Consider the following 25,184-nt stretch of genomic DNA (forward strand, 5'->3'; position numbering starts at 1 on the left):
ACATAATCTTGTCATTTTTGCAAAAAAATCCCGCATATGCTCTCATTTATTGAGAGACTGCAGGATTTTATCAACTAACTCAGGATCAGAGAAACTAAAGTCATCTATCACGACTCCATTTTCATTTATCACATAAAAATTAACACCATGAAGAACTTGGGTACTGTCTTGCGGTTTATTTACTAATGTTTGAAATTCATCCACCGCAAATTGTTCAATTTCTTGTTGGGAGTAGCCGTTAAGTAAATGCCAATTGGAATCATCATCAGTAAATTGAAGCAAATAAGATTTTAGTTTTTCGGGTGTATCAACTTGTGGGTCCACGCTGAACGAAACCAATTCCACATCCAGTTGTTCCTCCTGAATAGCTTCTTGAAGATCAGCCATTTTTGTAGTCATGGGAGGGCATACAGTATCGCATTCCGTGAAAATAAAGTTAGCAACCCACAATCTGCCTTCTAATTCATCAGAGCCAAACGCTTCACCTTGTTGATCGGTAAAAGTAAAAGGGGAAATCGTTGGACTTTCTTTTTGTAATGTAGAGCAAGCGTTGAGGAACCAGACACTTCCAATCAACACAATGACCAGCCATTTAGTCCGTTGCTGCATGAATATGATCCTCCCCTTTGAAAGTACCTTGTTTCAATTCAATGGGCAGATGGATTTTCACACTAATATCACCCATCTGTGAACTGGTCATTAGAAATGTTCCTTTTTGAATCCTAATAATTTCTTTGACAATGGATAGACCTAGTCCTGTCCCACCAGTTTGACGGTTCCGTGCTTGATCCGTACGGAAAAAGCGTTCGCCTATACGATTAATTTCATCTTGGGAAATCGGGTTCCCTTGGTTGTTTACAGTAAACAACAAGTCTTGATGATCTTGAACTAGTTCTATACGAATAATCGAGTTCTCATTCGAGTATTTCACGGCATTATCGATAACGTTGTAAAAAATTTGCTGCAAACGCTTTTCATCGTTAAATACAATCAACTCTTCGTCTACATGTAAGTGGAATTCGATTCTACGATTTTTCCCATGGATTCGAAATAAATCACAAGTATCAAAGATAAGTTGTGCAACGACAATCGGATTTTTTTCAAAGTGAAATAAATCTTCTTGCAAATAGTTCAATTCCACTAAATCTGCAAGCAATTTTTTCATGCGACTGACTTCGTTTTGAATGGTTTGCAAATAATCCTGTGTTTCATCAGGTGTTTTATCGAGTTGTTTTTGCAATACTTCGGTATAGCCATTGATATAAGTCAAAGGCGTACGCATTTCATGGACCATATTGGCAACAAAATCGCGTTTTCTTTCATCCTGGTTCTCTAGTGCTTCACTCATATCATTAAAAGCTTGTGCCATTTGACCAATTTCATCCATTTGCTTAATCGTTAAACGATTGTCATAGTGGCCTTTGGAAACCTCTTTGGAGAAATCCTGTATGGCAAGAAGAGGTTGGAAAAGGGCTTTTCGAATGCGATTCAACAGCCAACTCGCTAATAGAAAGAATAAGGTGCCAATCGTGATCAAAATTGGAATGCTATTGCCAAAAACTTGCGAAAGCCCTGCCAATGGAACGTAAATGAAAATAAACCCAATGGCTTTTTCTCCATCGACAATCGGATAAATCGCACCAATGACTTCCTTTTGAAAATGTTCGACATAGCCTTCTTTCATAAGTGATTGTCCTGAGAGTAATTTATCCATATCTTGTGTGGTAACCAAAGACTCCTTACCGATTGCATAAGGGAAGGATGTATTTAATTCTTCGAGCTCATTGACCACAATGACTTCATATTCAGAAACAATGTTATACCATTGAATTTTTTCAATGATTTCATCTGATAATTCCCCGTAATGATAATGCGCTGCTGTTTGTTCTCCTTGAAATTTTACTGATTCGCGAATCGTATCGAGATACAGATCTTTGTACAAAAAGTGAAGGAACAGGAAGGAAAAAGCAACCGAAAAAGCAATGGTACCGATAAACAGCAAGATGATTTTCTGATTAAAATTCACCTTCGCCTTTTTCATTAAGTCACCTCAAGTTTATAGCCGAGTCCGCGAACCGTTTTAATGAAAGAACCAGCAGTATGCAATTTTAATCTCAGCGTTTTAATATGCGTATCCACAGTGCGTTCTGTACCGCTATATTCCAATCCCCAAACGGTTTCCATCAATAAAGTCCGTGTTAATAATTTGTTCTGATTGGCGACCAATAAAGACAGGAGGCTAAATTCTTTGCGTGTTAACAAAATATTTGTGCCCTCAAGATAGACTTCATGGTTCGTTTCGTCAATGATAATTGGCCCTGCTTTTAACAGGATGTTTTTATGTGCAGATTGAATGCTTCTTCGCAAAACAGTTTCAATCCGTGCAATGAGTTCGCCCGAATGGAATGGTTTAACCAAGTAATCATCTGCACCAAAACGTAGTCCTTTTACCTTATCCCACTCGTCTCCACGTGCCGAAAGGAAAATAATCGGCATGTTTGACGTTTTTCGCACTTCTTGTGTGACAGTATAGCCATTTACGTATGGCATCATCACATCAAGCAGCATAAGATCTATGGCTGTTTTCTTAAAGATATCAAGAGCATCCATGCCGTTTGTTGCTTCAATGACGCTATAGCCCTCAGCAACCAAAAACGATCGAATCAATCGTCTCATTTCTGGTTCATCATCAACAACAAGAATCGTCGCTAAACTCATGTCTGCTCCTCCATTCCGAATCTATACCCCGAGGTGTTATTTTCTCTATCATACGACAAGCATTGGATAAACAAAATGATTTTAGACGGGTTAAAAAATATGTCAAAAGATAGACAAATATAAAAGCTGAAAACTTCACATACATTTCGCAAAGTGGTGATAAAGTTTGTGACGAATGAAAGGAGAGGTTTTAACATGAAAAAAATACAATGGACAAGCTTATTAATAGTAGGAGTCATAACACTTACTGGATGTGGAACGGAAGAAGCAATTGAAAAACAACAGGAAAAAAAGACTGAAACAATAGAAACTTCCACTAGCGCTTCAATAGAGACAGCAACAACAGAAGGTTTGGAAGAACCGACTGAGGAATCAACATGTGCGTATTGCCAAATGAATGTATATGTAAAAGGGGAGGACCTCGGATTATTCTCTGCACAGGGAAGAACGGCAGAAGGCGAAAATCTATTTTTTGATGATGTGGGCTGTATGCTAAATCAAGAACGAATGGATGGCATTGTTCTTGAGAAGTATGTCCGTGATTACAATAGCGAAGAGTGGATTTTGTTAGAAGAAGCAATCGTGGTAAAGGCGGAAATTAAAACACCAATGAATTACGGCTATGCTTTCTTTAAGGACGAAGAATCTGCACAAGCGTTCATTGCAGAAACAGGCAAAGAACATGCGAGTCTCTCCTCACTTGCGGACATTGATGAAGTTTCAGGTCACCGCCACATTAAACGTATGGAAAAAATGCAGAATGGAAGCGGTATGACAGGACATGATGAGCAAGAAAACAATCATACGGATATGAGCGAAGAGATGAATCCAGAAAAAGACAAGAGTGAAGAATAAAAGGCATTTATTCAAGCACTTCCTTTGAATAAAAACTGCAGAGTCTTTTGAAGTAAAGAGGTGAAGAAAATGACTTTTTCCATTCGAATTTTGTTGCTTATTAGCGTCTTGCTTATAAGTTTAGGCGCACCGAGTAAAAGTTATGCGACGACTTCTCTTCAACAACAAATTGATGAAGCAAGTCCGGGCACGACCATTACGATGGATGCAGGGGTCTATTATGAAAATCTAACGATAACGAAACCGCTGAGGGTTGTTGGAAAAGGCAGAGTCGTGCTGATTAGTCCAACCGATGAAGCCGTCATTTCGATTCTAGAAACGAAGGATGTAGAGCTTCAACATCTAACGCTAGAAGCAAAATCATCAAAGAATCAGTCGACAGGTATTGTTGTAAAGAACAGTGAAGATATTAGCATTCAACAAGTGGAATTAACTCAGTTTTTTCAAAGTATAGATTTCTTTCGAGTGAAGGAAAGTTTAATCAACAATGTGGGGATTACAGGACCCAAAGGACATTTCGCCAACAAGTCAAACGGGATCACTCTTACCGATACCGCTGATATTGAGGTCAATCATGTGCGAATTGAACATGTATTAGACGGACTTTATATGAATCGAGACCGTAATAGTGTCATACACGAGACGGATATCTCGCAGTCTCGTTATGCCATCCATTTAATGTATTCGCAAGGCACAGCCATTCTTCAAAACCATCTTTATAAAAACGTCACAGGTATCATGCATATGATGACATCCCATTCGCAGATAAGGGAAAATGTTATTGAAAAACATCATGACTATAACGGATTCGGTATGGTGCTGTTTGCTGGAAACTCGATTGAAGTCGAGAAAAATCAAATACGCTCAAATCAAGGAGGCATCTCTTTTCAGCAAATTGATTCTTCCTCAATTATGGAGAATGTCATTACGAACAATCAGACTGCGTTGCAATTTCAACTATATGGTGAAGCTAATCAATTTGCTGGTAATGACCTATTCGGCAACATTGTAAGTGCGACTTCAGACCAGCAAGGTGCTACTTTGCTCGGTAATTATTGGGATGACTACAACGGCATGGATTTCGATGCCAATGGATATGGCGATACTCTATATCAATCGTCAGATTCCTATGCCAAGTTGATGGTAAAACGAAATGAGTTTCAAGTGTTTTTCGAATCACCAGCAGTAGCAACATTAAATCAAATTGAAAAACAATTAACGCTGAATCCAAAGAATTCCGTATCCGATGCAAAGCCGCTGATGCATCGCTCAAGGTCTCAACAACCGATTCACATTAATTGGATCATGCTGTTAGTTGGAACGATTAGTATCGTTGGGGGTATTGGAATATGGAGAAAAATCGCAAGTTAATGACAGCAAAAAAATTAGTGTATGTACCTATATTATTGATGATTGGCCTATCCGGCTGTGGAGAAAATGATAACTCTCCTCGTGCACTTAATCCCGAAGTGGACACATGCGCTGTCTGCCATATGAGTATTGTGGACGAGGAGTATGCGGCCCAAACCGTATTTGCCAATGGGGATTATGAAGTATTTGATGATCTCGGTTGCATGGTGCAGTATGCGGTGCAACAACAAACCGCTAATGTCGGAGCCAATTATGTAAAGGACGCCGAAACGGATGAGTGGCTCGATGCGAATAATGCCACCTATGTGTATCATCCTGATTTTTGGACGCCAATGTCCTACGGGGTTCTTGCCTTTACGACATCACAACAAGCCGAAGCCTACATAGAAAGTAAAGGCAAAGGGACCATAATGAAGCAAGAGGATTTGCAACAGCACAAATGGGGTGTTCATACCGATGAGTAAAATGCGTGCTTTTCTTCACTTTGAAATGAAAAAGATCATTCGCAGCCGTTCTGTATTCATTTTTGGTGTACTTTTTAGTGTGCTGCTGGCAGCCATTACCGTCGTGCAACTCTATACGTTGCCAAGCACGTCTGGTTTTACGAAGTATTCAGCCTCCTTTTTAAATGTCACCTTATTTTTATTGCCATTATTCACATTATCAATCGGTGCGTTGTCAGTTGCAAGTGATGTAGAATCACGTTGGTATGCCTTGTTAAGCACCTATCCTTTAAGCAGCAAAGTCTATCTATGGGGAAAGTGGCTGTCGCTTGTTTTACCCTTTGCTTTACTAGTAACTGTAGGATACGGCATCGTTCTTATACTCCATGCGTTTTATGCCAATCAAGCATTTGACGTCATCATGATGGTTTTTGCGTTTTTAACTATCGTTATTTTTTCAGCAATTTCGATTTTGATTGGGAGTTTAGCAAACAATCGCATCAAGAGTCTGACCCTCGCACTGGGCGTTTGGTCTTTTTTCTTGTTAATTTCAGATTATCTCGTAATGGCAATCGGAACGTTTGTTGCAGGAGTAGTCTTGCATCAACTCGTACTGATTTTAACGTTCGTCAATCCCGTCCAATGGATACGCATTGGCTATATCATATATAGCGGAAATTCATCAGTACTAGGACCAGCCTATTTTGATTTTACTGAATTCATGAGTTCGCCTTTAGGGATTGGAACCTACATGGTCTGTTCACTATTGTGGGTAATGCTTCCGCTGTGGTTTAGTGGGAAAATGTTAAGTCGAAGTGGGGACAAATAGATGATTCAGATCAACCAAATTTCAAAAACTTATGATACAGGAAAAGTGGGTCTACATTCCTTAGATTTAACGATCACACCGGGGGAAATCGTCGCTTTAACTGGTGGTAACGGAGCCGGAAAAAGTACGATGATTCACCTATTAACGAATATTTTAAAACCCACATCCGGCACAATTGATTGGGGCGAGAAGAAGTACAGCTATATGCCAGATGATTTGGAATTCCCAACGCATGTGACCGCTTGGGAATGGTTGAAGTTATTAGGAGCGTTTAAAGAGGTAGACGATAAAAAAATTCTTCGTGCTGCAACAGATGTAGGGTTAGAAAGTCAGTTGCATCAACGAATTTCGACCTTTTCAAAAGGAATGAAGCAGCGATTAGCATTTGCACAAACACTGTTGGCAAACGAAGACGTCATGATTCTCGATGAGCCAACGAATGGACTCGACCCGTATTGGGTGAAATGGATGAAAACAACACTAGACGCAAAGCGCAAAGAAGGCAAGACCATCATATTTTCAACTCATGATCTATCATTTGTCGAGGAAATCGCGGACGTCATGTTGTTCTTTCATGAAGGGAAAGTACTATTTCAATATAAAGCTCAAGAATGGCGTGCAAAACCGAAATCGTTAGAAAGCATCGTCATCGATCAATTGGTTCAAGTTTATGAAAAAACTCCTAAATAAGTTCGAAGCTCTTTCAGCCTTGTCTAAATTGGTGCAAGTGCAAACATCGCTTAGTATGTACTTTTGATTATTTCCATACATAAAAATGGTCAAAATATTGCATAGTAAGTAAAAGAAAGCGTAGGTGTAAGCAAATGCATACAGTTTGGAAAGGAAGCATTAGCTTTGGACTTGTAAATATTCCGGTGAAACTTCATACAGCGACTGAAAATAAAGATATTAAATTGCGACAACTTCACAAGGAATGCAATACGCCCATTAATTATCAAAAGGTTTGTTCGGGTTGTAAAAAAGAAGTTCAAAGTGAAGATATTGTAAAAGCATACGAGTACTCAAAAAATAAGTATGTGGTGTTGGATGATGAAGAACTGGAAAAGTTGAAAAAAGAAAATGAAGATAAGGCAGTTGAAATCATCGACTTCGTAAAATTGGAAGAGATTGATCCCATCTACTTTGAACGTAGTTATTTCATGGCACCAGACAGTGGTGGAGGAAAAGCGTATTCTCTTTTAAGAAAAGCCTTGATGGAATCTGGAAAAATTGGCGTCGCTAAAATCATGATTCGATCGAAAGAGCAGTTGGCAGTCGTCCGTGTTTTTGAAGAATTACTCGTTATGGAAACGATTCATTTTCCGGATGAGGTTCGCAGTGCTAAAGATGTTCCAAATATACCAAGTGAACCAGTAGTTGTTCAAAAAGAACTGGATACGGCGCTCATGCTTGTTGACCAATTAACGACGACGTTTGAACCTGAAAAATATACCGATGATTATCGCACAGCATTAATGGAATTAATTGAAGAGAAGAAAGCGGGCAAACAGACAGTCACAGTTAGCGATAAACAACCTGCTGCACCTTCAAATGTGACTGATTTAATGTCCGCCCTTCAAGCTTCATTAGATAAAACCAAAAAGAAAAAGCCAGTGCCAAGAAAGCGCGTAACGAAAGCGACTTCCTAAATAGTTTGTGCATATAAGTGATTCTTTTACAGACAACATAAAACCTCCTCCTATTTTTTTGGAGGAGGTTCATTGTATCTTTTGAATCTGCAACAGAACTCCTGTACCATTAAAGGGAAGGGGAGGAATACTTGATGACAAAAGAAACACAACGAGCAACGATCATTTACACGGAAGTCGAGAGAAGCATCGATTTCTATTATAAAATGCAAAAAATCGCTACGCATCACGAACTAACCGTTACACATGAAGTCGTTACAACTGCGCGGGCAGAGTTCACACTCCATCAGGTGATAGATGTTTCTTACAAACCCTTTTCATCAGCAGCTGGAATTCTTTACCTCCATACCAATCAAGGCGTATTTCCGTTTAATATTCATAGTAATCCACAAACCTTCATCGATACGTTTCGTTCATTAAAATAATCACTTTTCATGAAATGTAAGATCTTTTATGAACGTCATCATATGATTTTGCGTGCTTTCATAATAGGTTAAATAATTCGGTAAATGAAAGTCATTTAATTGAACCATCGGAATGATTTCAAAATCGCTCTTGTTTTTATAGTACCCATAAGTAGGAACAAAACTTGGATTACTTAATGAAATCACTGATTTCCCAGGGTAAGCCGTTTTTGTGATTTCAACACCGCCGATACCTCCAGTTAATCTCTCTACCCCTTCTTGAGAAGATAAAAAATTCCCTAAACTATACATAACGAATGTTCGGGAACCATCAGCCCGTTCAATCCAGTCCATCGGTTGTAAAACATGCGGATGGTGCCCAATAATGATATCGACACCCATAGTTGAAAGTTCATTAGCTAAATCAAGTTGCGTTTGATTTGGTACTGATTCATATTCAATTCCCCAGTGCATGGACACCACCACAACATCGGAGAGAGCCTTGGCTGCTTCAACATCTTGTTTGATTAAGGACAAGTCAATCAAGTTGATTAAATAAGGTTTATCCTCAGGTACGGGCAAGCCGTTCGTTCCATAGCTATAAGATAAAAATGAAAAGCTGATTCCATTTTCAATCACCGTACGAATAGTATCTCGATCTTCCTCTGATTTAAAGGCTCCAGTATAAGTCATCCCAATGCTGTCCCAATAGGTAATAGCGTTAACTATCGCTTTTTCACCTTTATCCAAGGTGTGGTTATTGGCAATCGTCACAACATCAATCCCTGTTTCTTTCAATGCATCTCCAATTTCGTAAGGGCTATTAAACAAAGGATAACTAGAGAGACCTAGCTCTGCACCTCCAATCATGGTTTCTTGATTGGCAACCGCAATATCTGCTTCTTCTAAATAAGGCTGTACTTTCGTAAACATAGAAGAGAAATCATATCCGCCTTGAGCAGTCGCTGCGTCATGATAGACGGGTTGATGAAGTAGAATATCGCCTACCGCTACAAGCTTCGCGCTTGTAGCCACTGGTTTTTCAAACGCAATGTCAACGGGGATCGTCTTTTCTTTGGGAACATCCGTCTCCATGGCTTTTACTACTTTTGCCGCTTCAATGGGAATGTCAGCTTCCGGTAATGTAGAACAACTACCAAGTAGTAGGGAAAGTGTTAATAAAATGACTAGTTTTTTCATTTCGTTCCTCCAACAGATTCTTTTGCTACTCGTTGTAGAGGCTATAGCAAGTGTGTACAGTCTTTACAAAAAATTGGTGTCTAAAACGTATGGAGCAAGAAGGGATGATAGTAGGGTAGTTCCATGTTTTAGAAGTCAAATGAGGGGTTGAAAAAATGAAGATATGTAACAGACAATGTAATTAAGTTTATCTAATTACGTTATTAAACAATTATTACATTAAAATCCTAATAAATGTTGAAAATTACAACATATTGTGTCGAAATATTTTATAGGTACTATATATTGATTTATTGAATTGAGCGTTATATAATTAAATTGTGAAATATCAGAAAATTAACACCATAAATTACCTTCTAATTCGTAGGAAAACATCCACATTGATTAGAAAATTGGAATTGGAGTTTTAATCGGCTTGGAACAGGATTTAATCGGCTCCGGAGTTGTTTTATTCGGATTCAATGGAGATTTATTCGGATTCGCGAACCATTTATTCCGCTTCGCAGAGAATTTAATCGGTTTAACCCAAAAATGACCACATATTATTGAATTTTTCTGCTTTAGAATGCGTTTCATATCAAGAGTATTCCACTGGATTGGTAAGATGAGTGGCCCTGATTTAGGTATTTTTTTAGATGGTTTATTAAAATGATGCGCAACTAAAAATAATAAGGGTGTGGGGGAAGTTGAAAATGCAAACATTGGGGAAGAAAAACGTAACTTTAAAACAAATAAATAGCAAAAAGCGAGAAATGTATAAAAAAGCTAAATGTTTGGGCATGGTACATCCTTTGGTGGTTGCCTGCAGTCAAGAGTTAGATGTATTACTTAATCAATATCAAGGAATTCATCAATACGACCATGTTGGATGAATAAATACAAGCAGTCGAATCGATCTCTTAACGGTTCTGCTGCCTTTTTTATGCGAGGAAACTTAAAATTATAGAAAAATGGGAAAATTATCATTTTTTATGACAATGAACCATACGTATCATATATAATGAAAAGTAAATAAAGAGAAAAGTAGGGGTCTATTATGTTTCCAACGAAATACAGAAGACGCAATACGGTAGCATTTACTGTGCTCGCATATTTTACGTTCTTTGCAGGTGTGGCCATGTTCTCAATCGGTCTTTACAATGCAGATAATTTACAACTGAACGAAAAGGGATATTACATTGCAGTAATGATTCTAGTGGCTGTCGGAGCGATCCTCACACAAAAAGTAACACGTGACAATGCTGAAGATGACGATATCCTGGCAGAACAAGAACGTCTTTTGAACAACTCAAGAGGTCCTATTAGTTCGAAGGAATCGTAAAAGTACTCAAGTTAATAAAATAGGAGTTTCATCAAAAAAGACAAGGTGCAGATTCTGCGATCCTGTCTTTTTTTCGTGAATTCGGAAGCTACCCAAAGACTTTTCTGTTGGTGACACCATTCGTTTCGAGTTCCATAATTTTACTATTACAACTAAACTCGTGATTTTTACAACTAAAGTGACGAAAATTACAACTAAATGCCCCATTTTTACAACTAAACAAGGAAATTTTACAACTAAAACGAGTTTGCTGGTTTCCGTAGAGCTTTGAGTTGACATTTTTATCGTAAATAGGTATAAAAATGAGTTTCTATCTACATACTTGAACTATCAATCAAGTTTATGGAGGAGAGATCACATTGAATAAAGTAGAGTTTAAAAAGAATTTTGATCTTGGTTATGAAGAAATTGTGTTTTCGGCAAACCATGATGAAACAACGATTCGCATCAAAAATAATTACTCGGTGCCTTCTTCGATGGTGACCTCCACTATTAAACAAATAGAAGGAACACTATACGAAGAAAAAAAGTGGGGCTTTATCTTTTCTGAACTCGTAGAAATTGAATCTGGTATGAACGAAGAAGTTCATATTGAATTAGGACGATTTGTGGTTGATGAAGAGAATTTTGATGAAGGCGCATTTATTAAACACTTAATCAACCAAGTAACAAATAAAATTCTGTATTCGGATTATTTTACAGTGCTAAAAAAATTAACCGTTAATTGAGCAAGTAGACTTTGTATGTGAGAATAGTGAATGCAAAAAACCGTCTCAGATTGTTTGAGACGGTTTTTCATTTACATTAAAGCTTTAGGAACTCTGCCATAGCGTAAATAGACGGCAAAAAATATAGCTGCACTGAGCAAGCGTAAGCCAGAACTGATATACATGGCCGTTTCAGCACCCCATGAGTTCAACAAGCAAATGCCGACTTGTGGAGCGAGAAATGCCATAAACGCTAGAAGGACATTGTAAGTCGTAATGCAATAAGTTCGAGATGCTTCAGGCGATTGTTCAAGCAATAAATTGAATAACAGCAAGACGACACCTGATAAGAAAAAGCCCGATATGGTTTGGACAACGGTTAAGTAATATAAGTTCGTCGACAATACCGTTAAAAATGGCGTGCTTGCCATACCGATGGCAGCCCATACAAAGACTCTTACATTAGAGCGTTGTTCAGCCCATTTTTTCCATAGTGGGAACGTCAAGATTTGCATTAACATATTTCCGACAGAAAACATGCTAATCCAGAAAACCGTCGCTCCAGCAATTCGAATGTGGTAAATATTAAAAATCCCCCACGCCATTTGCCACGCAAAATTGAAAAATAATGCTGCAATTAAAAACGATACATAGCCAGAGTGTTTGAATATAGACCAGTCCATCAATTTTTTCTTCACAACTGCGCCATCGATATGAGCAGGAGCCTCGTCGTGCTTCATTAATAAGTAAACTTCCAACAGGCCAATGCCAAATGCAATGGTAAATAGAATTTGATACGCGGTTGCATTGTCGGAGGCATCTTTCATCACAATACCGATAATTAATGTGGATACCAATCCGACCATTGTAAGCAAGCGGTTACGGTCACTAAAAAATGCGCCACGCCTGGATTCGCTGATCATGCCACTGATGAGGGTTTGCCAACCAATGTTAGCTAATGTATTAGGTATACTCATTAGCGCGATGATAACCAGGAATGCCCAAGCTTGCATGGATTCCGAAGGCAAATAAATCAGCACGACTATGGGCAGGAACATGACACGAGCCAATAAAATCGACATCGCAACTAACCTTTTGTGAGCTGCTGCTCGATTCAGCATGATGGCAGCTGGAATCGTCATGAGCAACGCCATTAGTGGGGGGAGGGAGCTAATCAATCCCACTTGATAATTACTAGCGCTTAATATGGTAATCGCAAAAATAGGAAAGAAATTATTCGAAAAGTTCATGGCAATGGTCGAAGCCATGCCGTTATAAATACTGATTTTTTCATTATATGGTCGCATATTATTCTCCACGTAAATTCATTATTTGGTACGCTTTGAATTATATACTTGTGGCAAAAGAAAACAAGTCCTTTGTGACACGAAATTTTTTGGGGATTGGAATTATATACATCAGGATAAGAAGAAGTTAGGGGTAATTAATATACAGAATAACTTCACTCATCACCTAAATGGACTTCCGATTATTCTTCCTTAGCGCGCTCTTTTTGAGCTGCTTCATACTTTGCACGCGTTCTCCATTGTTTGAGACGTGGAATTGAGAAGTAGATAGTCGCGTATATAATTACAAACAATAAAATATCCAAAATAAATTTAAAGAGGGAAGTCAGAACAAACTGACCTTCATTAAAGAAGGTATATTGGAAGAAATCCAACTGTAAATAAGTGAGTTCACTAATAATCCAAGCTATGATAACTGCGAAAAAAGCCTGCCAAAAACTCATCAATCTTCACCATCCTTTATAAGAATATATCGTGTTAGTTAAGGTATGAGGTATGTCTTTCATCACGTATTGGGAAAAAGGATCGGTTGAGTCGTTCTCTTTTTCAATGGTATGAATACCAAGTCTCTGACCAATCTGAATTTGATGGTCTAACAAATTTTTGAGAATTGATAGAGCTTCCTCACTAGCAACCCCGTTCCAACCTAATTCCCATGATTCTTGGTTGTCACCTTCATACATGAGTGAAAACGCACGAACTACACCATCAACGACTAATACTGAACTAATTTCATCAAGTACACCGGTCATAATCATGTTTGTCCATACTGTTAATGGGAAGTCAGCTACAGGATTATCGAGATGGGTATTTGTATAAACATCCTTACATAACAAAATAAATTGGTTATTAAGGAAGGGAAGTCTTCTTACCTCTTGTAAAGTTAAAATATTATTTGGTAGTGACATTTCTTTCATATGAATTGTTCTTACATCTATTGAACAAATGTTTGTTTGACGAATCCTGTGGTAATTAGATTCAGTTAATATACTACAAAGTTGTTCAAATCTGTCATCAATTTTGAACATAAGTGGTTGTTCAAATCGTGTTTGTAAATATGTAAGCATTTCATGTAATTCCAATTTGTTTGAACGAGTAAAGTTGTACGCTACCTGCATGTAGATGCACGTTGGATGCCATATAGATTGGAAAGCAGATGCCACTATTCGGAAATCACTATTTTGATGAAGTGAAAAGGTACCTTTGTTCAGATGTGACGTTAACGTACGCTTTATGTCTGATTGCAAATCTATATGGTCAGAAAAAACAGTATCGATAAATTTGATACTGTCTCTGTGAGGAGTTTCATGACGAACTATTTTCATTTCACATGTTTCTCAATCATCTTAAATATGTGAGAATATACACCTTCGACGGTCTCATCATTTTTGATGTCATTATATAGACCAAAATTATATGTAGTGGGTCCTGTTTCTGAATCATTTGAAGGGACATAGCCTGCCGCGAATTTCATTTTCATACCGTCTCCAAATTGTTGGGTATTGTCGTAGGTCTCATCCGCATATATAAATGGATCCGAGCCTTTCGTCGATTCAATAAAGAAGAACGGAATCTTGGAACTGGTGTAAACTTCAGCGTATTCAGCGGCACTCGCTTCTTCAAGATGTTCTTTCATAATAAAAACCGCATCATATTCGCTAAAATCAATAAATAATAAATCAGCCATGTTAAATTCTTCAAACACCACATTCGTTTCACGGACGTCTGGTGCTGCTCCGATTACAGCAATTTCTAAAGGTCGACCTGCGTATTCCTCAAACTCCGGGAGCTTTTCGGTACAGCCAACTAGTACAATTATGAGCAAAAGCAATAACCATTTTTTCATTTGACATAACAACCTTTCAATAAAGAGATAACATGGGTACTATTCATCCCGTGTTATAGGCGTCTCGTTTTCTTTCCTTGGACTATTTCAATGTGTACGTGAGTGGAGCCCCCATCTGAATATGAATTTAATCGAGATATATCTACTTCAGTTTGGATTCGAACCATTTTTGTTTCACGCCCTTGAAGAGAAACCTCGAATGGTACTGATTCATTTATTAAAGGAACCAGTTTCCGTTGATCTCCTAAAAGAGATGCGTTTAAGAAACGAATATCAAATTTCACTTCGTCATTACTTAAATTTTCAAGTGGTAAATTACAAATAACATCCATTCGTTTATCATCCACTTGAATAAATATCATAATCAATCGCATAAACCCCAGAGGCTAACGTATTTTGATAGACATCAACCATATATTGAGGTAATAAACTGAATAGAATTAGTGCGAGAAAAACCAATCGAACACGATACTTTTCTAATGAAGTAGCCAGTAAATAGACACCTACACACAAAGCAACAATTAAAAATAATCCTACAAAATTGAAGCCATTTGAACCATTGATCTGAATGCCCATAATATAAACATTACCTGCAGAAAAAGGAACTGAATGTGGGAAAGGAAGGTTTAAAATCATGCCCAAAATGAAAATACCAATTGCTATATACAGCCTTTTATAATTTTTGACTATCATCTGAATTCCCCTCCATTACACTAATTCACTTATATCCTCTTCGCTTTTAAGTCGGACTCCCTTTGCTAAGCGCACAACTACCCAAATCATTAAAATGGAACTGATGACTAACACAATGGTGTTCGGAAGAATGTACGTGTAAATATCGGATTTTTCAGCAACTGCCCACGTTGGCCACGATGGTGCAACGAAAGACAAGATGACGGCGATGGAATTATTGAATATATGTAACAAAATCGGAATTAATAAATTGCCGGACTTCAAATACAAAAGTGATGTGACAATGCCAAAAATGGTAGCACCAATAATATCTGCGTGCAAAATCCCAAACAAAATACTAGAAATAAGGATACCGCCCCACATCGAAGTCTTCTTCATCATGCGGTGTAGCAACATACCCCGAAAGATAAATTCTTCTGCGATAGGCCCAATAACCGCAATACTAATAATGGTAATAACTAAATAAATCGGACTTTCAGGAAAAGGAATTGGTTCTAAGAAAAAGTCGACTAGACCAGGGAGGATGGGCATCAAGGCGTACAATTGTAGCCAAAAAACACTCAGTGAAAAGGCGATGGAAAGTACCACAAGACCAATTAAAGACGGTAGCCAGCTGCCTGCACCTTGTCTAAAAACAACATCTCGAACAGAATCTCCATGTTTGCGAAAATAATAGGTAAAAAATAGTACAGGAACCGCCACGTACAAAATCATGGTTAATCCTGCTTCTACGAAATCGTCTGTATAAGGAAAAAAGATGGCCACAATTCCAAATGAAACCAACCATAATAGTAATAAACCAATAAAGTACCGAGTCTTCATTTCTTCAAACATGTACTCAACCCCTATCTCTAATTAACTATACGCAATTGGGAGGAATTGGTTTCGCTTCTTTAATGTAATCCTTCGGGCTGGGGCAACATTTCTACTTTCTTTTTATCGCTGCCTAAGTCTTTCACTAGATACACGATAACCATAATCATTAGTAAGAAACTGATTACGAGAAAAGTACTTTTAACAACAACGTTTGTGTGAATATCAGTAGAATAGGTGGAAAAGAAAAGGAAATCTAGCCAAGCAGGAAATACAAGTGTTTGGATGAATGCCAATGAGTTATGAAGAATGTGAATTAAAATCGGCACAAACAAGTTCTTCGTTTTTAAGTATATGAGCGATGCAATGATACCGAACAGGAAAGTGGCGATTAGTTTTTCAGCTTGCAAATGAACAGCAGCAAATAACAAGCTTGAAATCAGGATACCGCCCCATTTATTCGTTTTCTTAATCAGTCGGTTCAGCAAAAGTCCCCGAAAGATGAATTCCTCTGCAATAGGTGAGGTTACCGTAGACGTTATCATCAATATAATTAGAAACACATTGGATTCATTTAATGAATTCACCATAAATGGATCCAACTTAAAGATAGAATCCTGTATAAATAAATAAAACCAATAAGTTGTTATTGAAAACGTATTAAAAATTAAAACAAGACCTATCAAAGATGTAACCCGCCATTTCGGATCTTGATCATGAACTACATAATTAATCGAAGTTTTTTGCTTAAAAAAATAATAGCCAAAAAATACAACAGCCATAACTTCAATTTCTAGGAAGTCTCTTATGATACTTCTTATATTGGTAGGAATATCAAAAACAGGTATTACCCAATTCAATCCAAAAGTGAATATGATAAATAGTCCAACAAAATACCGTATCTTCATCTCTTCAAACATTCAAATCCTCCTCACACGACTTCAAGTAAATGTATTCAGAAGCATTTCTGGTCATTCAATTTGTATTCTTATATATGGTTCAGTGATATTGTTCTAAACATGAAATCACTATTTATTGAAATATCTAAAAATTAATTATGTGGATTATTCTACCATAATTAGGAGGTGGATAATTACGAATATAAAAGTTTATTTCATTTCCGACACATCCGTCAGGCTTAAAAGTTGAAGTTTCAATCATAGATATTCATACTAAATTTAGATGCTTTTACATAAGCTGAAGCTTTCAGCAATTATATTGACAGGGATGTGAAATGATGTTTTTGGCTTGGAATGAAATCAAAAAGAACAAATTACGCTTTACCTTAATTACTGGTGTCCTAATGCTGGTTTCGTATTTAGTTTTCTTCTTATCAGGTCTTGCAAGTGGACTTGAGAACCTGAACAGAGAAGCAGTGGACAAATGGGAAGCCTCAGCAATCGTTGTTACCGAGGAAGCCGATAAGAGTATGCCTCAGTCGTCTATGACACTCGAAGATTTAGACGATATTGAAGCAGATGATATCGCGGTCATTGGGCAACTGAATGCCATTGCCACAAATGGAGACAAGAAAGCGAATGTATCCATTTTCGGTATTGAAAAAGAAGAATTCATTATGCCGGAAGTGTCGGAAGGCGAAGAGTTTGCAGCTGACAATGAAGTCGTTGCAAGTGATGCCTTGAAAGATGACGGCTTTAAACTTGGAGACGAGTTAAAATTGTCTTCAACAGAGGAAACCCTGACAATCGTTGGATTTACGGAAGGCGCACGTTTTAACGCGGCTCCAGTGCTATATGGAGACTTAGCGTCGTTTCAACGAGTGAAGTTTGGTGAAGCGGCAGGAGAGAATGAAGATCAGATTAATGGTGTCGTGTTACGTTCAGATAATCTATCGAATGTAACAGATAATGAATCGCTTGAAGTGGTAGAAATGGAAGAGTTCATTACTAGCTTGCCTGGTTACACGGAGCAAAGTTTAACGTTGTCATTCATGATCTATTTCTTATTTGTTATTTCATCTGTCATCGTAGCTATATTCTTATATGTATTAACCGTACAAAAAATCAGTATGTTTGGTGTCATGAAAGCACAGGGAGTTTCAAACGGTTACTTGTCACGCTCAGTCGTTGCACAAACCTTTATTTTGGCGGTCATTGGTGTCGCGGTTGGTTTTGGCCTCGCTCTTCTGACGGGTGCATTCCTTCCAGCGGCAGTACCGGTATCCTTTGATATTGTCACCATGATGGGTTACGGCCTCGTGTTGATTGCCGTGGCGATTATGGGTGCTGTCTTCTCTGTCTGGACCATAGTGAAAATCGATCCGTTGAAAGCGATTGGGGGATAAATCATGGCTACTTTAGAATTAAATCAAGTCACCAAGTCATTTGGAACTGGCCATAAAAAAGTGGATGCAATGAAAGAAACGCATTTCCAAGCCGAAAAAGGCGAATTAATTGCAGTCATCGGTCCATCTGGTTCAGGAAAAAGTACTTTCCTGACCATTGCTGGAGGCTTACAAACTCCAACTGATGGGGAAGTCATCATCAACAACCAAAACATTACGAAACTTAGCGAGAAAAAACGTTCGAAAATCAGACTGAAAGAAATTGGATTCATTTTACAAGCGTCTAATCTTGTGCCGTTCCTAACGGTAGCGAACCAATTGAAACTGATCGACCAAGTGAAAAAAGACAATATGACCAAAGAAGAACTAGAGCAACTATACGAAAACCTAGGAATCAGCGATCTTCGCAACAAATATCCAGCCGACTTGTCAGGCGGAGAACGTCAACGAGCAGCTATCGCGAAAGCGCTCTACAGCAATCCTTCTATCATACTTGCCGATGAGCCGACTGCGTCACTCGATTCGGACCGTGCGTATGAAGTTATGGAACTGCTACAAAAAGAAACGAAAAGCAAAAAAACGACTACCATTGTCGTCACGCACGACACGCGACTCATCAGTTATTGCGATAAAGTCTACAAAATGACTGACGGGGTATTGGTCTTGCAAGAAAAAGAGGTTACTGAATAAGTAAGTAAAAACCAACCCCCACACAGCGTTGAGGCGTGTGGGGGTTGGTTTGTTAGTTTGTATGGAAAGGGAAGTCCTTTTTGTATCCCACTTTCAAAATTAAAAACCTCTAGAATGAGTTGATACGCTCATTCTAGAGGTTTTCGGTGTCTAGCAAGAACTTAATAAGCTGTCCATCCACCATCAACGCCGACTACTTGACCATTCACAAAGCTTGCTTCGTCTGAGCCTAAAAATAACATAATTTTACTTGCAATCAATAGTATTAAATTGGTAATGTTTAATGGAAATAATATGTATAATCAAGAGAATTATTTAGGGGGTAGTATATGTTCTGGTTACCGATTTTCTTAGTTATTTTCTTTGCATTTATTATGGTTTTAGCTGGAAAAGAAGGGTTGCCTGGTATTAGTTTAATCGCAGTTTTAACTCATACACTGATTGTGAAAATAGCTTTTTGGGAACATCCCCTCTTATGGATGCTCATTTTCTTTACTGTCCAATTGTGGGCAATGTTCGTAGTTACTTTTTTTCAGCGTAACCGATGGAGAAGTTTGGAGAAAATGGGTAGCGATTAATTACTTACTCTTATTTTAGAAAGAATTTATTTTAAGAAAAGACAGTAAGGTGTCCTCCAATTAACGCCGTTTCTGTAGGCAATTTCCCTCTTTTACGTAGCAATCCTATCCAACTCGATATTTTATTAAATAGGGGGTAACTAAAGAAAAAATAATAGCGAATAGGATACCGATTATAAGTGTAGAAGGAATAGCTAAATCGAGTGGTGGAGATATAAAAAGCACAAATATATACATTGGCAAAACAATGAGTAAGGATGCAATGATTCTTGAAGAAAACATAATTCGGTGCTCTGTATTACATTCGCTACATTTGATCGGTCTGTATGCTATAAGCAGTGATTTATAAATTGTACTCCAGTTAAATTGATTGCCGCATGTATCACATGTTTGTAAACCCATGGTTTCTTCCTCCTAATCTAAACATAGTCATCTTTAACTTCTATTAAATAGTAGCCTTTATCAAAACCACCACGTTTTTCACGCTTAGCCAGTCTCACTTTTTCTAATTCTTCTATAGTTGAATTGTGGAGCGGTAGCACGGCATAAATAAGTTCAAGTAAATCTGCTAATTCTTCAATAGCCTCTTCATTGGAAGATGCTTGTTGATACTCCTTCAATTCTTCCTCCAGTTTTCTTTTGATTGCCACTTCATGTTGAGCTGTGTCTAAAACGTTCATTGTATATTTTTTATTGTCTAATTCAATGATTTTAGGAATTCCGTCGCGTACGAGTTTATTGTAGATGGGCATAGTTAACCTCCTAATATATATATCGAAGTTTACAAATTATAACACTATTTACTTTCTTTATTTTTAGTGATCAGACGAATATTCTAGCGCCCCATGTCGGTAATGCAAAATACATAAGCAAAAAAGGTTGAAAATAGCTCATTTTTTAGTGTGAAGAATGACTTTCTTCTATTAATATGCAAAACATATTTGAAATTTCTCTTAATTTAATTCATTATTAACGATAGATAGTCTTTTAGTGATCAAGAGATACAAGGTTGCGTAGAAGAAATACAGTCGATGAAGGAAGTAGCTTATGCCTGAGGAAAACATCACGCGTATTAACTTAGATGGTAAGGAATTAATATTGATTGGAACGGCCCACGTATCGAGACAAAGTGCAGAACAAGTAAAAGAAGTTATCGAAAGAGAGAGACCTGATTCTGTTTGTATCGAATTGGATGCACAAAGATACCAGTCCGTTATGGATAATAACAAGTGGAAAGAGACTGACATTTTTAAGGTGATTAAAGAAAAGAAAGCATCATTGCTTTTAATGAATCTCGCTATCTCTTCTTTTCAAAACCGTTTAGCTAAACAATTTGATATTAAACCTGGTCAGGAAATGATTCAGGGGATTGAATCAGCTAAAGACGTAGGTGCTGAGCTAGTACTGGCTGATCGTAATATACAAATTACCTTTAATAGAATTTGGCATAATCTTGGACTGACTGGGAAAGCACAACTTCTTAATGGGATTTTCTTTAGCATTTTCAGTAAAGAGACGATCTCTGAAGACGAACTTGAAAAGATGAAATCACAAGATACACTGAACGCTGTTCTTGCTGAATTTACCGAATCATTTCCGAAGTTAAAAAAGCCTTTAATTGATGAACGGGATCAATATTTAGCACAAAAAATAAAAGATGCGCCTGGTAAGAAAATTGTTGCGGTACTGGGTGCGGCACATGTACCTGGCATTACAATTGAAATTCATAAAGAACATGATTTAGAGGCATTATCACAAACTCCTCCTAAATCAATCGTACCCAAAATACTGGGCTGGGCGATTCCGTTGCTCATTATTGCTCTCATCGCCTATACCTTTATTGCTAATCCTTCTGCTGGTTTCGACCAAGCGTTAAGTTGGATTCTATGGACGGGAACACTAGCGGCCATTGGTGCTGCAGTAGCTTTTGGTCATCCGTTAGCCATATTGTCTGCCTTTGTTGCAGCTCCGTTCACTGCGTTACATCCATTAATTGCAGCGGGTTGGGTGTCTGGAATTGTCCAAGCTTATATTCGTCGACCAAATATCGGTGACTTCGAAACGCTGTCAGAAGACGTCTTTTCAATCAAAGGATTTTGGCATAATAAAGTCACACGCGTCCTGCTAGTAGTTGTTCTGACTAACTTAGGAGGCTCTATCGGAACCTTTATTGGCGGAGCCGATGTCATTAGGCAGTTCTTTAATAACTTGTAAAATAGCATAAAAAAAGAGAGAAGTCCTATGACTTTTCTCTTTTTTGTTTGGAAAAAAACTGAGAGTGACACACTGTCGCATTTTGGTTGCATTGTGACACGGTGTCATATATAATATATTCTTGTGCGAATATGACAAGGTGTCACATTAAATCTAGATAGGAGTGAAAAGTTTGCCTAAACCAACTTTCTTTAAATTACCCATAGATAAAAAAGAAACATTAATACGTGCAGCTATAAAGGAATTTTCAAGAGCTCCATTATTTGAAGCATCCATTGCCAACATTATTAAAGAGGCTGGAATTCCGAGGGGAAGCTTTTATCAATATTTTGAAGATAAAGAGGACCTTTATTACTATTTGCTGGATGACTCCTCAAAACGGCTAAATGAGAGATTTATTGCGATATTAATCAAACGAAATGGAGATTTAATGGAAACATTTATTGAAGCCTTCGAGATGATGCTAATCAACTTGGAAAGCATAGAATCCCGCCAGTTTTTCAGAAATGCCTTTTTGAATATGAATTATAAATCAGAAAACACACTGACTCCTGAGGTAAATCAGGATCAATTAAATACTCGATTGGCAAAGGTTGTGGCTTTGGTAGATCAAAATAAATTGAATATCACGAATGAAATGGAACTGATTCATGTTCTCAAAATCATGAAAGCCATCACAATTCAAAACCTGATTCAAGTATTCGCAAAAGACTTGTCCATCGAGGAATCTTTAAAAAATTACACCCTCGAAGTTAGCCTGATTAAAAAGGGACTTAGTAAAGAATAGGATTATAGATATATATATTTACGCTAACCGCACGTGCGAGTCTCAATAAATCGAAATGAATGGGAATAACCACAATCCCAAATCAAAGAAGACTACACAAATAATAGTTGGAGGAATACTAGAATGACAGAACAGAAGAAACCACCTTATGGCATTATCGCCATTTTATTTACAGGAGCGTTTGTGGCGATATTTACCCAGACTTTATTGAATATCGCATTGCCATCCATTATGGCAGACTTGAAAATTGAGGCTGCCACGGCACAATGGCTAATAACGGGATATATGCTCGTGAACGGAATATTGATTCCAGCCAGTGCCTATTTTATCCAACGCTATTCGAACCGCTCCATTTTCATCTTGGCTATGTCGTTGTTTGCGCTGGGTACTTTGCTTGCTGGTTTAGCTCCGACTTTCAGTTTGCTTCTTGCAGCTAGAATGATTCAAGCATCTGGTGCCGCTCTAATGATGCCGCTTTTGATGAACGTAATTCTCGTTGCCTTCCCTGTGGAGCGCCGAGGAGCAGCGATGGGCATATTCGGTCTTGTGATGATTGTAGCACCAGCAATTGGTCCGACACTTTCCGGATATGTTGTTGAACATTATTCATGGAGAGTATTGTTTTTCATCATCTTGCCACTTGCTTTGATCCCATTAGCATTAGGGATTTTCAAATTAAAGAATTTAACTATCCAAAACAAAGAATTAACATTGGATAAAATGTCTCTGGTCTTATCAAGTCTTGGTTTTGGAGGAATCCTCTACGGATTTAGTGCGGCTGGACAAAGTGGATGGAGTGACCCATATGTATTAGGGACAATTACCATTGGTGTTGTATCGCTGATAACATTTATTTTCCGACAGTTTAAATTGAAAGATCCATTACTCGAATTTAGAATCTACAAATATCCGATGTTCGCTTTATCATCAGCCATTTCTATCGTAGTTTCAATTTCCATGTTTTCTGCCATGATTCTAATGCCAATCTATGTCCAGACGATTAAAGGAATATCACCAGTGGATTCAGGTTTACTGATGCTCCCGGGTGCACTTGTAATGGGCTTCATGTCACCAGTCACTGGTAGACTGTTCGACAAGTATGGTGCCAAAGTACTGGCGATTACGGGGATGTCGATTGTCTTGATTTCCACTTATTTCTTCAGTGATTTGAGTATCGAAACGACGTACCTACAGATTATGGCCATTTATACCATTCGGATGTTAGGTATTTCTATGGTTATGATGCCGGTCATGACGAACGGCTTGAATACATTGCCAATGAAAGCATATCCGCACGGAACAGCGATGAACAACACGCTACAGCAAGTATCAGGTGCCATCGGATCTGCACTGCTAATCACAGTCATGAATACACGAACGACTGAGACAGCGAAAGACTTGGCGGTAAGTGGGGCAGACCCGGCTAGTATTGTGAAGAACTCAATGATGGAAGGAATCAATTACACATTCTTCATATCTACATTCATTGCAGCAGTTGCATTACTGCTAACGTTCTTCATTAAAAAGCCGCAAAGACCGGTAGCTGAAGAAGAGAAAAATCTCGTCGTTAAACAAGAACCCATTATAGATTGATTTGGAAAAAGGCTAAACCGAATTTCGGTTTAGCCTTTTTTGCGTTAAAGAACGTTGTAATGTCCGAGGACAAAAAAAGAGTCGTTCAAATTTCGAACGACTCTTTTAAAATATTATTATTTACGTAGAGCTTTCATAATAAAGCTAACGATGAAGATTAAAATAATTGCACCAATTAAAGCTGGAATAATTTGAATACCGGCAACTGCTGGTCCGAAACTGAATAACATTCCGCCGATCCAAGCACCAATAATACCTGCAATAATGTTACCAATAATTCCGCCTGGTACGTCTTTACCTAAAATAAGTCCTGCTAACCATCCAATAACCCCACCAATAATAAGATATAATATGAATCCCATGTTTGACATCTCCTGTTCATTTAATGTTTTTTCTTGCTTACTTAATAGATAACCTAAATTAATAGTGTTCAAACCATTTAATTAAAAATCTTTTAAATGTGAATTTTTGAACAGGTTGATTGGCTATAAAAAAAATCAATGGAAAACAACTCCTGGTGATCAAGCAACACCTGAGCATCCCACGGAATTCAAAGTGTAATTTATTTGCAGGTCATGACAATGAACATACGGACATGGAACAACTGGACGTGGAAGCGAACTATGAAACGTATGAATTTTTAATGGCTTTGTTAGGAAATGTTAGCATACTAAATCAAAGAGTCGTGCGCCAACGTGTGGTTTGAAAAAGAGCGAGGTTCTTGATAAGGGTTTCTTTGGATATTCTTAAACGACAAGATAAAAAGCCAATCGAATAAAAATGGGCATTGCAAAGAAGTTTACATTACCGAATCGAAAGGGAGTGGAGCGATGGAATGGTCGTACTGGAAAGTAATCTTGA

The 25,184-nt window shown here is 37.9% G+C and carries 31 protein-coding genes and 1 pseudogene; 16 read left to right on the plus strand and 16 right to left on the minus strand.

The window, feature by feature from the left end:
- Nucleotides 1–42 precede the first annotated feature (42 nt).
- The 3 genes from ACFPYN_RS14700 to ACFPYN_RS14710 are packed head-to-tail and all read right to left on the minus strand — an operon-like array spanning nt 43 to nt 2,718.
- On the minus strand, nt 43–609 hold the full coding sequence (locus ACFPYN_RS14700; RefSeq protein ID WP_377735212.1) for an SCO family protein: 567 nt from the start codon (nt 607–609) through the stop codon (nt 43–45).
- On the minus strand, nt 593–2,041 hold the full coding sequence (locus tag ACFPYN_RS14705; RefSeq protein ID WP_377735214.1) for a sensor histidine kinase: 1,449 nt from the start codon (nt 2,039–2,041) through the stop codon (nt 593–595). Before ACFPYN_RS14705 ends, ACFPYN_RS14700 begins: the two co-directional genes overlap by 17 nt.
- Nucleotides 2,041–2,718, minus strand: coding sequence for a response regulator transcription factor (locus tag ACFPYN_RS14710; protein ID WP_377735215.1), 678 nt, complete (start codon nt 2,716–2,718; stop codon nt 2,041–2,043). Before ACFPYN_RS14710 ends, ACFPYN_RS14705 begins: the two co-directional genes overlap by 1 nt.
- Nucleotides 2,719–2,913: 195 nt before the next feature.
- On the opposite strand from ACFPYN_RS14710, the gene ACFPYN_RS14715 reads away from it, so the two are divergent.
- From ACFPYN_RS14715 to ACFPYN_RS14745, 7 genes are all read left to right on the plus strand, one after another.
- The gene (locus ACFPYN_RS14715; protein ID WP_377735216.1) at nt 2,914–3,573 is read left to right on the plus strand and encodes a nitrous oxide reductase accessory protein NosL; all 660 of its coding nucleotides are present in this window, start codon (nt 2,914–2,916) and stop codon (nt 3,571–3,573) included.
- A gap of 69 nt (nt 3,574–3,642) precedes the next feature.
- A complete protein-coding gene (locus tag ACFPYN_RS14720; protein ID WP_377735217.1) occupies nt 3,643–4,944 on the plus strand; it encodes a right-handed parallel beta-helix repeat-containing protein in 1,302 nt (433 codons plus the stop codon).
- On the plus strand, nt 4,923–5,408 hold the full coding sequence (locus ACFPYN_RS14725; protein ID WP_377735218.1) for a nitrous oxide reductase accessory protein NosL: 486 nt from the start codon (nt 4,923–4,925) through the stop codon (nt 5,406–5,408). Before ACFPYN_RS14720 ends, ACFPYN_RS14725 begins: the two co-directional genes overlap by 22 nt.
- On the plus strand, nt 5,401–6,216 hold the full coding sequence (locus tag ACFPYN_RS14730; protein ID WP_377735219.1) for an ABC transporter permease: 816 nt from the start codon (nt 5,401–5,403) through the stop codon (nt 6,214–6,216). Before ACFPYN_RS14725 ends, ACFPYN_RS14730 begins: the two co-directional genes overlap by 8 nt.
- Nucleotides 6,217–6,906 carry an ABC transporter ATP-binding protein gene (locus ACFPYN_RS14735; RefSeq protein WP_377735220.1) on the plus strand — a complete coding sequence of 230 codons (690 nt, stop codon included), beginning with the start codon at nt 6,217–6,219 and terminating at the stop codon, nt 6,904–6,906. It begins immediately after the preceding gene.
- A gap of 134 nt (nt 6,907–7,040) precedes the next feature.
- Nucleotides 7,041–7,865 (plus strand): non-homologous end joining protein Ku, encoded by an 825-nt coding sequence (ku, locus tag ACFPYN_RS14740; protein ID WP_377735222.1) that lies wholly within the window; start codon nt 7,041–7,043, stop codon nt 7,863–7,865.
- A 134-nt stretch (nt 7,866–7,999) separates the two neighbouring features.
- The gene (locus ACFPYN_RS14745; RefSeq protein WP_377735223.1) at nt 8,000–8,290 is read left to right on the plus strand and encodes a hypothetical protein; all 291 of its coding nucleotides are present in this window, start codon (nt 8,000–8,002) and stop codon (nt 8,288–8,290) included.
- Here ACFPYN_RS14745 and ACFPYN_RS14750 read toward each other — a convergent pair whose 3' ends face one another.
- Nucleotides 8,291–9,469: a CapA family protein gene (locus ACFPYN_RS14750; protein WP_377735224.1), complete on the minus strand. Its 1,179-nt coding sequence runs from the start codon at nt 9,467–9,469 to the stop codon at nt 8,291–8,293.
- Nucleotides 9,470–10,161: 692 nt separating this feature from the next.
- Between ACFPYN_RS14750 and ACFPYN_RS14755 the strand changes: the two genes are divergently transcribed.
- The 3 genes from ACFPYN_RS14755 to ACFPYN_RS14765 all read left to right on the plus strand — a co-directional run bounded on the left by ACFPYN_RS14755 (nt 10,162) and on the right by ACFPYN_RS14765 (nt 11,518).
- On the plus strand, nt 10,162–10,341 hold the full coding sequence (locus ACFPYN_RS14755) for a Spo0E family sporulation regulatory protein-aspartic acid phosphatase (RefSeq protein ID WP_377735226.1): 180 nt from the start codon (nt 10,162–10,164) through the stop codon (nt 10,339–10,341).
- A gap of 164 nt (nt 10,342–10,505) precedes the next feature.
- Nucleotides 10,506–10,790: a YiaA/YiaB family inner membrane protein gene (locus ACFPYN_RS14760; RefSeq protein WP_377735228.1), complete on the plus strand. Its 285-nt coding sequence runs from the start codon at nt 10,506–10,508 to the stop codon at nt 10,788–10,790.
- A 359-nt stretch (nt 10,791–11,149) separates the two neighbouring features.
- Complete coding sequence (locus ACFPYN_RS14765; protein ID WP_377735229.1) at nt 11,150–11,518, plus strand: hypothetical protein; 369 nt, start codon at nt 11,150–11,152, stop codon at nt 11,516–11,518.
- 71 nt (nt 11,519–11,589) lie between these two features.
- Here ACFPYN_RS14765 and ACFPYN_RS14770 read toward each other — a convergent pair whose 3' ends face one another.
- From ACFPYN_RS14770 to ACFPYN_RS14805, 8 genes are all read right to left on the minus strand, one after another.
- The gene (locus ACFPYN_RS14770; protein WP_377735230.1) at nt 11,590–12,804 is read right to left on the minus strand and encodes an MFS transporter; all 1,215 of its coding nucleotides are present in this window, start codon (nt 12,802–12,804) and stop codon (nt 11,590–11,592) included.
- Nucleotides 12,805–12,986: 182 nt separating this feature from the next.
- Nucleotides 12,987–13,247 (minus strand): hypothetical protein, encoded by a 261-nt coding sequence (locus ACFPYN_RS14775; RefSeq protein WP_377735231.1) that lies wholly within the window; start codon nt 13,245–13,247, stop codon nt 12,987–12,989.
- 6 nt (nt 13,248–13,253) lie between these two features.
- Complete coding sequence (locus ACFPYN_RS14780; protein WP_377735232.1) at nt 13,254–14,129, minus strand: hypothetical protein; 876 nt, start codon at nt 14,127–14,129, stop codon at nt 13,254–13,256.
- Nucleotides 14,126–14,650: a hypothetical protein gene (locus ACFPYN_RS14785; RefSeq protein ID WP_377735233.1), complete on the minus strand. Its 525-nt coding sequence runs from the start codon at nt 14,648–14,650 to the stop codon at nt 14,126–14,128. The genes ACFPYN_RS14780 and ACFPYN_RS14785 overlap by 4 nt, the downstream gene beginning before the upstream one ends.
- A 53-nt stretch (nt 14,651–14,703) precedes the next feature.
- Complete coding sequence (locus ACFPYN_RS14790) at nt 14,704–15,018, minus strand: hypothetical protein (protein WP_377735234.1); 315 nt, start codon at nt 15,016–15,018, stop codon at nt 14,704–14,706.
- Nucleotides 14,990–15,343: a hypothetical protein gene (locus tag ACFPYN_RS14795; protein WP_377735236.1), complete on the minus strand. Its 354-nt coding sequence runs from the start codon at nt 15,341–15,343 to the stop codon at nt 14,990–14,992. Before ACFPYN_RS14795 ends, ACFPYN_RS14790 begins: the two co-directional genes overlap by 29 nt.
- Nucleotides 15,344–15,358: 15 nt before the next feature.
- Nucleotides 15,359–16,177 carry a CPBP family intramembrane glutamic endopeptidase gene (locus ACFPYN_RS14800; protein WP_377735237.1) on the minus strand — a complete coding sequence of 273 codons (819 nt, stop codon included), beginning with the start codon at nt 16,175–16,177 and terminating at the stop codon, nt 15,359–15,361.
- A gap of 59 nt (nt 16,178–16,236) precedes the next feature.
- On the minus strand, nt 16,237–17,076 hold the full coding sequence (locus ACFPYN_RS14805; protein ID WP_377735238.1) for a CPBP family intramembrane glutamic endopeptidase: 840 nt from the start codon (nt 17,074–17,076) through the stop codon (nt 16,237–16,239).
- Nucleotides 17,077–17,393: 317 nt separating this feature from the next.
- On the opposite strand from ACFPYN_RS14805, the gene ACFPYN_RS14810 reads away from it, so the two are divergent.
- Complete coding sequence (locus ACFPYN_RS14810; RefSeq protein WP_377735239.1) at nt 17,394–18,461, plus strand: ABC transporter permease; 1,068 nt, start codon at nt 17,394–17,396, stop codon at nt 18,459–18,461.
- A 3-nt stretch (nt 18,462–18,464) separates the two neighbouring features.
- Nucleotides 18,465–19,151: an ABC transporter ATP-binding protein gene (locus ACFPYN_RS14815; protein ID WP_377735240.1), complete on the plus strand. Its 687-nt coding sequence runs from the start codon at nt 18,465–18,467 to the stop codon at nt 19,149–19,151.
- 161 nt (nt 19,152–19,312) lie between these two features.
- Here the strand turns inward: ACFPYN_RS14815 and ACFPYN_RS14820 are convergent.
- A pseudogene (locus tag ACFPYN_RS14820) lies at nt 19,313–19,390 on the minus strand (SDR family oxidoreductase); the annotation flags it as partial.
- Between the two features lie 90 nt (nt 19,391–19,480).
- Here ACFPYN_RS14820 and ACFPYN_RS14825 point away from each other — a divergent pair.
- Nucleotides 19,481–19,729 carry a hypothetical protein gene (locus ACFPYN_RS14825; protein WP_377735241.1) on the plus strand — a complete coding sequence of 83 codons (249 nt, stop codon included), beginning with the start codon at nt 19,481–19,483 and terminating at the stop codon, nt 19,727–19,729.
- A gap of 105 nt (nt 19,730–19,834) precedes the next feature.
- Here ACFPYN_RS14825 and ACFPYN_RS14830 read toward each other — a convergent pair whose 3' ends face one another.
- On the minus strand, nt 19,835–20,131 hold the full coding sequence (locus tag ACFPYN_RS14830; protein ID WP_377735242.1) for a TIGR04104 family putative zinc finger protein: 297 nt from the start codon (nt 20,129–20,131) through the stop codon (nt 19,835–19,837).
- 17 nt (nt 20,132–20,148) lie between these two features.
- Entirely contained in the window at nt 20,149–20,481 is a 333-nt protein-coding gene (locus ACFPYN_RS14835; RefSeq protein ID WP_377735243.1) for a pyrophosphohydrolase domain-containing protein, read from the minus strand.
- 295 nt (nt 20,482–20,776) lie between these two features.
- Here ACFPYN_RS14835 and ACFPYN_RS14840 point away from each other — a divergent pair, with 295 nt between their 5' ends.
- The 3 genes from ACFPYN_RS14840 to ACFPYN_RS14850 all read left to right on the plus strand — a co-directional run bounded on the left by ACFPYN_RS14840 (nt 20,777) and on the right by ACFPYN_RS14850 (nt 24,323).
- A complete protein-coding gene (locus ACFPYN_RS14840; RefSeq protein ID WP_377735245.1) occupies nt 20,777–21,943 on the plus strand; it encodes a TraB/GumN family protein in 1,167 nt (388 codons plus the stop codon).
- 172 nt (nt 21,944–22,115) lie between these two features.
- Nucleotides 22,116–22,730 carry a TetR/AcrR family transcriptional regulator gene (locus tag ACFPYN_RS14845; RefSeq protein ID WP_377735247.1) on the plus strand — a complete coding sequence of 205 codons (615 nt, stop codon included), beginning with the start codon at nt 22,116–22,118 and terminating at the stop codon, nt 22,728–22,730.
- A gap of 123 nt (nt 22,731–22,853) precedes the next feature.
- A complete protein-coding gene (locus tag ACFPYN_RS14850; RefSeq protein ID WP_377735248.1) occupies nt 22,854–24,323 on the plus strand; it encodes an MDR family MFS transporter in 1,470 nt (489 codons plus the stop codon).
- A 116-nt stretch (nt 24,324–24,439) separates the two neighbouring features.
- Here ACFPYN_RS14850 and ACFPYN_RS14855 read toward each other — a convergent pair whose 3' ends face one another.
- The gene (locus ACFPYN_RS14855; RefSeq protein WP_377735250.1) at nt 24,440–24,685 is read right to left on the minus strand and encodes a GlsB/YeaQ/YmgE family stress response membrane protein; all 246 of its coding nucleotides are present in this window, start codon (nt 24,683–24,685) and stop codon (nt 24,440–24,442) included.
- Nucleotides 24,686–25,184 lie beyond the last annotated feature (499 nt).

The organism is Paenisporosarcina macmurdoensis, from assembly GCF_042658845.1.
Taxonomy (GTDB): Bacteria; Bacillota; Bacilli; order Bacillales_A; family Planococcaceae; genus Paenisporosarcina; species Paenisporosarcina macmurdoensis.

What these genes read in the sequence shown, in the direction of transcription:
- ACFPYN_RS14700 (WP_377735212.1), bottom strand. Translation starts at nt 609, where the DNA reads ATGCAGCAACGGACTAAATGGCTGGTCATTGTGTTGATTGGAAGTGTC.
- ACFPYN_RS14705 (WP_377735214.1), bottom strand. Translation starts at nt 2,041, where the DNA reads ATGAAAAAGGCGAAGGTGAATTTTAATCAGAAAATCATCTTGCTGTTT.
- ACFPYN_RS14710 (WP_377735215.1), bottom strand. Translation starts at nt 2,718, where the DNA reads ATGAGTTTAGCGACGATTCTTGTTGTTGATGATGAACCAGAAATGAGA.
- ACFPYN_RS14715 (WP_377735216.1), top strand. Translation starts at nt 2,914, where the DNA reads ATGAAAAAAATACAATGGACAAGCTTATTAATAGTAGGAGTCATAACA.
- ACFPYN_RS14720 (WP_377735217.1), top strand. Translation starts at nt 3,643, where the DNA reads ATGACTTTTTCCATTCGAATTTTGTTGCTTATTAGCGTCTTGCTTATA.
- ACFPYN_RS14725 (WP_377735218.1), top strand. Translation starts at nt 4,923, where the DNA reads ATGGAGAAAAATCGCAAGTTAATGACAGCAAAAAAATTAGTGTATGTA.
- ACFPYN_RS14730 (WP_377735219.1), top strand. Translation starts at nt 5,401, where the DNA reads ATGAGTAAAATGCGTGCTTTTCTTCACTTTGAAATGAAAAAGATCATT.
- ACFPYN_RS14735 (WP_377735220.1), top strand. Translation starts at nt 6,217, where the DNA reads ATGATTCAGATCAACCAAATTTCAAAAACTTATGATACAGGAAAAGTG.
- ku (WP_377735222.1), top strand. Translation starts at nt 7,041, where the DNA reads ATGCATACAGTTTGGAAAGGAAGCATTAGCTTTGGACTTGTAAATATT.
- ACFPYN_RS14745 (WP_377735223.1), top strand. Translation starts at nt 8,000, where the DNA reads ATGACAAAAGAAACACAACGAGCAACGATCATTTACACGGAAGTCGAG.
- ACFPYN_RS14750 (WP_377735224.1), bottom strand. Translation starts at nt 9,469, where the DNA reads ATGAAAAAACTAGTCATTTTATTAACACTTTCCCTACTACTTGGTAGT.
- ACFPYN_RS14755 (WP_377735226.1), top strand. Translation starts at nt 10,162, where the DNA reads ATGCAAACATTGGGGAAGAAAAACGTAACTTTAAAACAAATAAATAGC.
- ACFPYN_RS14760 (WP_377735228.1), top strand. Translation starts at nt 10,506, where the DNA reads ATGTTTCCAACGAAATACAGAAGACGCAATACGGTAGCATTTACTGTG.
- ACFPYN_RS14770 (WP_377735230.1), bottom strand. Translation starts at nt 12,804, where the DNA reads ATGCGACCATATAATGAAAAAATCAGTATTTATAACGGCATGGCTTCG.
- ACFPYN_RS14775 (WP_377735231.1), bottom strand. Translation starts at nt 13,247, where the DNA reads ATGAGTTTTTGGCAGGCTTTTTTCGCAGTTATCATAGCTTGGATTATT.
- ACFPYN_RS14780 (WP_377735232.1), bottom strand. Translation starts at nt 14,129, where the DNA reads ATGAAAATAGTTCGTCATGAAACTCCTCACAGAGACAGTATCAAATTT.
- ACFPYN_RS14785 (WP_377735233.1), bottom strand. Translation starts at nt 14,650, where the DNA reads ATGAAAAAATGGTTATTGCTTTTGCTCATAATTGTACTAGTTGGCTGT.
- ACFPYN_RS14795 (WP_377735236.1), bottom strand. Translation starts at nt 15,343, where the DNA reads ATGATAGTCAAAAATTATAAAAGGCTGTATATAGCAATTGGTATTTTC.
- ACFPYN_RS14800 (WP_377735237.1), bottom strand. Translation starts at nt 16,177, where the DNA reads ATGTTTGAAGAAATGAAGACTCGGTACTTTATTGGTTTATTACTATTA.
- ACFPYN_RS14805 (WP_377735238.1), bottom strand. Translation starts at nt 17,076, where the DNA reads ATGTTTGAAGAGATGAAGATACGGTATTTTGTTGGACTATTTATCATA.
- ACFPYN_RS14810 (WP_377735239.1), top strand. Translation starts at nt 17,394, where the DNA reads ATGTTTTTGGCTTGGAATGAAATCAAAAAGAACAAATTACGCTTTACC.
- ACFPYN_RS14815 (WP_377735240.1), top strand. Translation starts at nt 18,465, where the DNA reads ATGGCTACTTTAGAATTAAATCAAGTCACCAAGTCATTTGGAACTGGC.
- ACFPYN_RS14825 (WP_377735241.1), top strand. Translation starts at nt 19,481, where the DNA reads ATGTTCTGGTTACCGATTTTCTTAGTTATTTTCTTTGCATTTATTATG.
- ACFPYN_RS14830 (WP_377735242.1), bottom strand. Translation starts at nt 20,131, where the DNA reads ATGGGTTTACAAACATGTGATACATGCGGCAATCAATTTAACTGGAGT.
- ACFPYN_RS14835 (WP_377735243.1), bottom strand. Translation starts at nt 20,481, where the DNA reads ATGCCCATCTACAATAAACTCGTACGCGACGGAATTCCTAAAATCATT.
- ACFPYN_RS14840 (WP_377735245.1), top strand. Translation starts at nt 20,777, where the DNA reads ATGCCTGAGGAAAACATCACGCGTATTAACTTAGATGGTAAGGAATTA.
- ACFPYN_RS14850 (WP_377735248.1), top strand. Translation starts at nt 22,854, where the DNA reads ATGACAGAACAGAAGAAACCACCTTATGGCATTATCGCCATTTTATTT.
- ACFPYN_RS14855 (WP_377735250.1), bottom strand. Translation starts at nt 24,685, where the DNA reads ATGGGATTCATATTATATCTTATTATTGGTGGGGTTATTGGATGGTTA.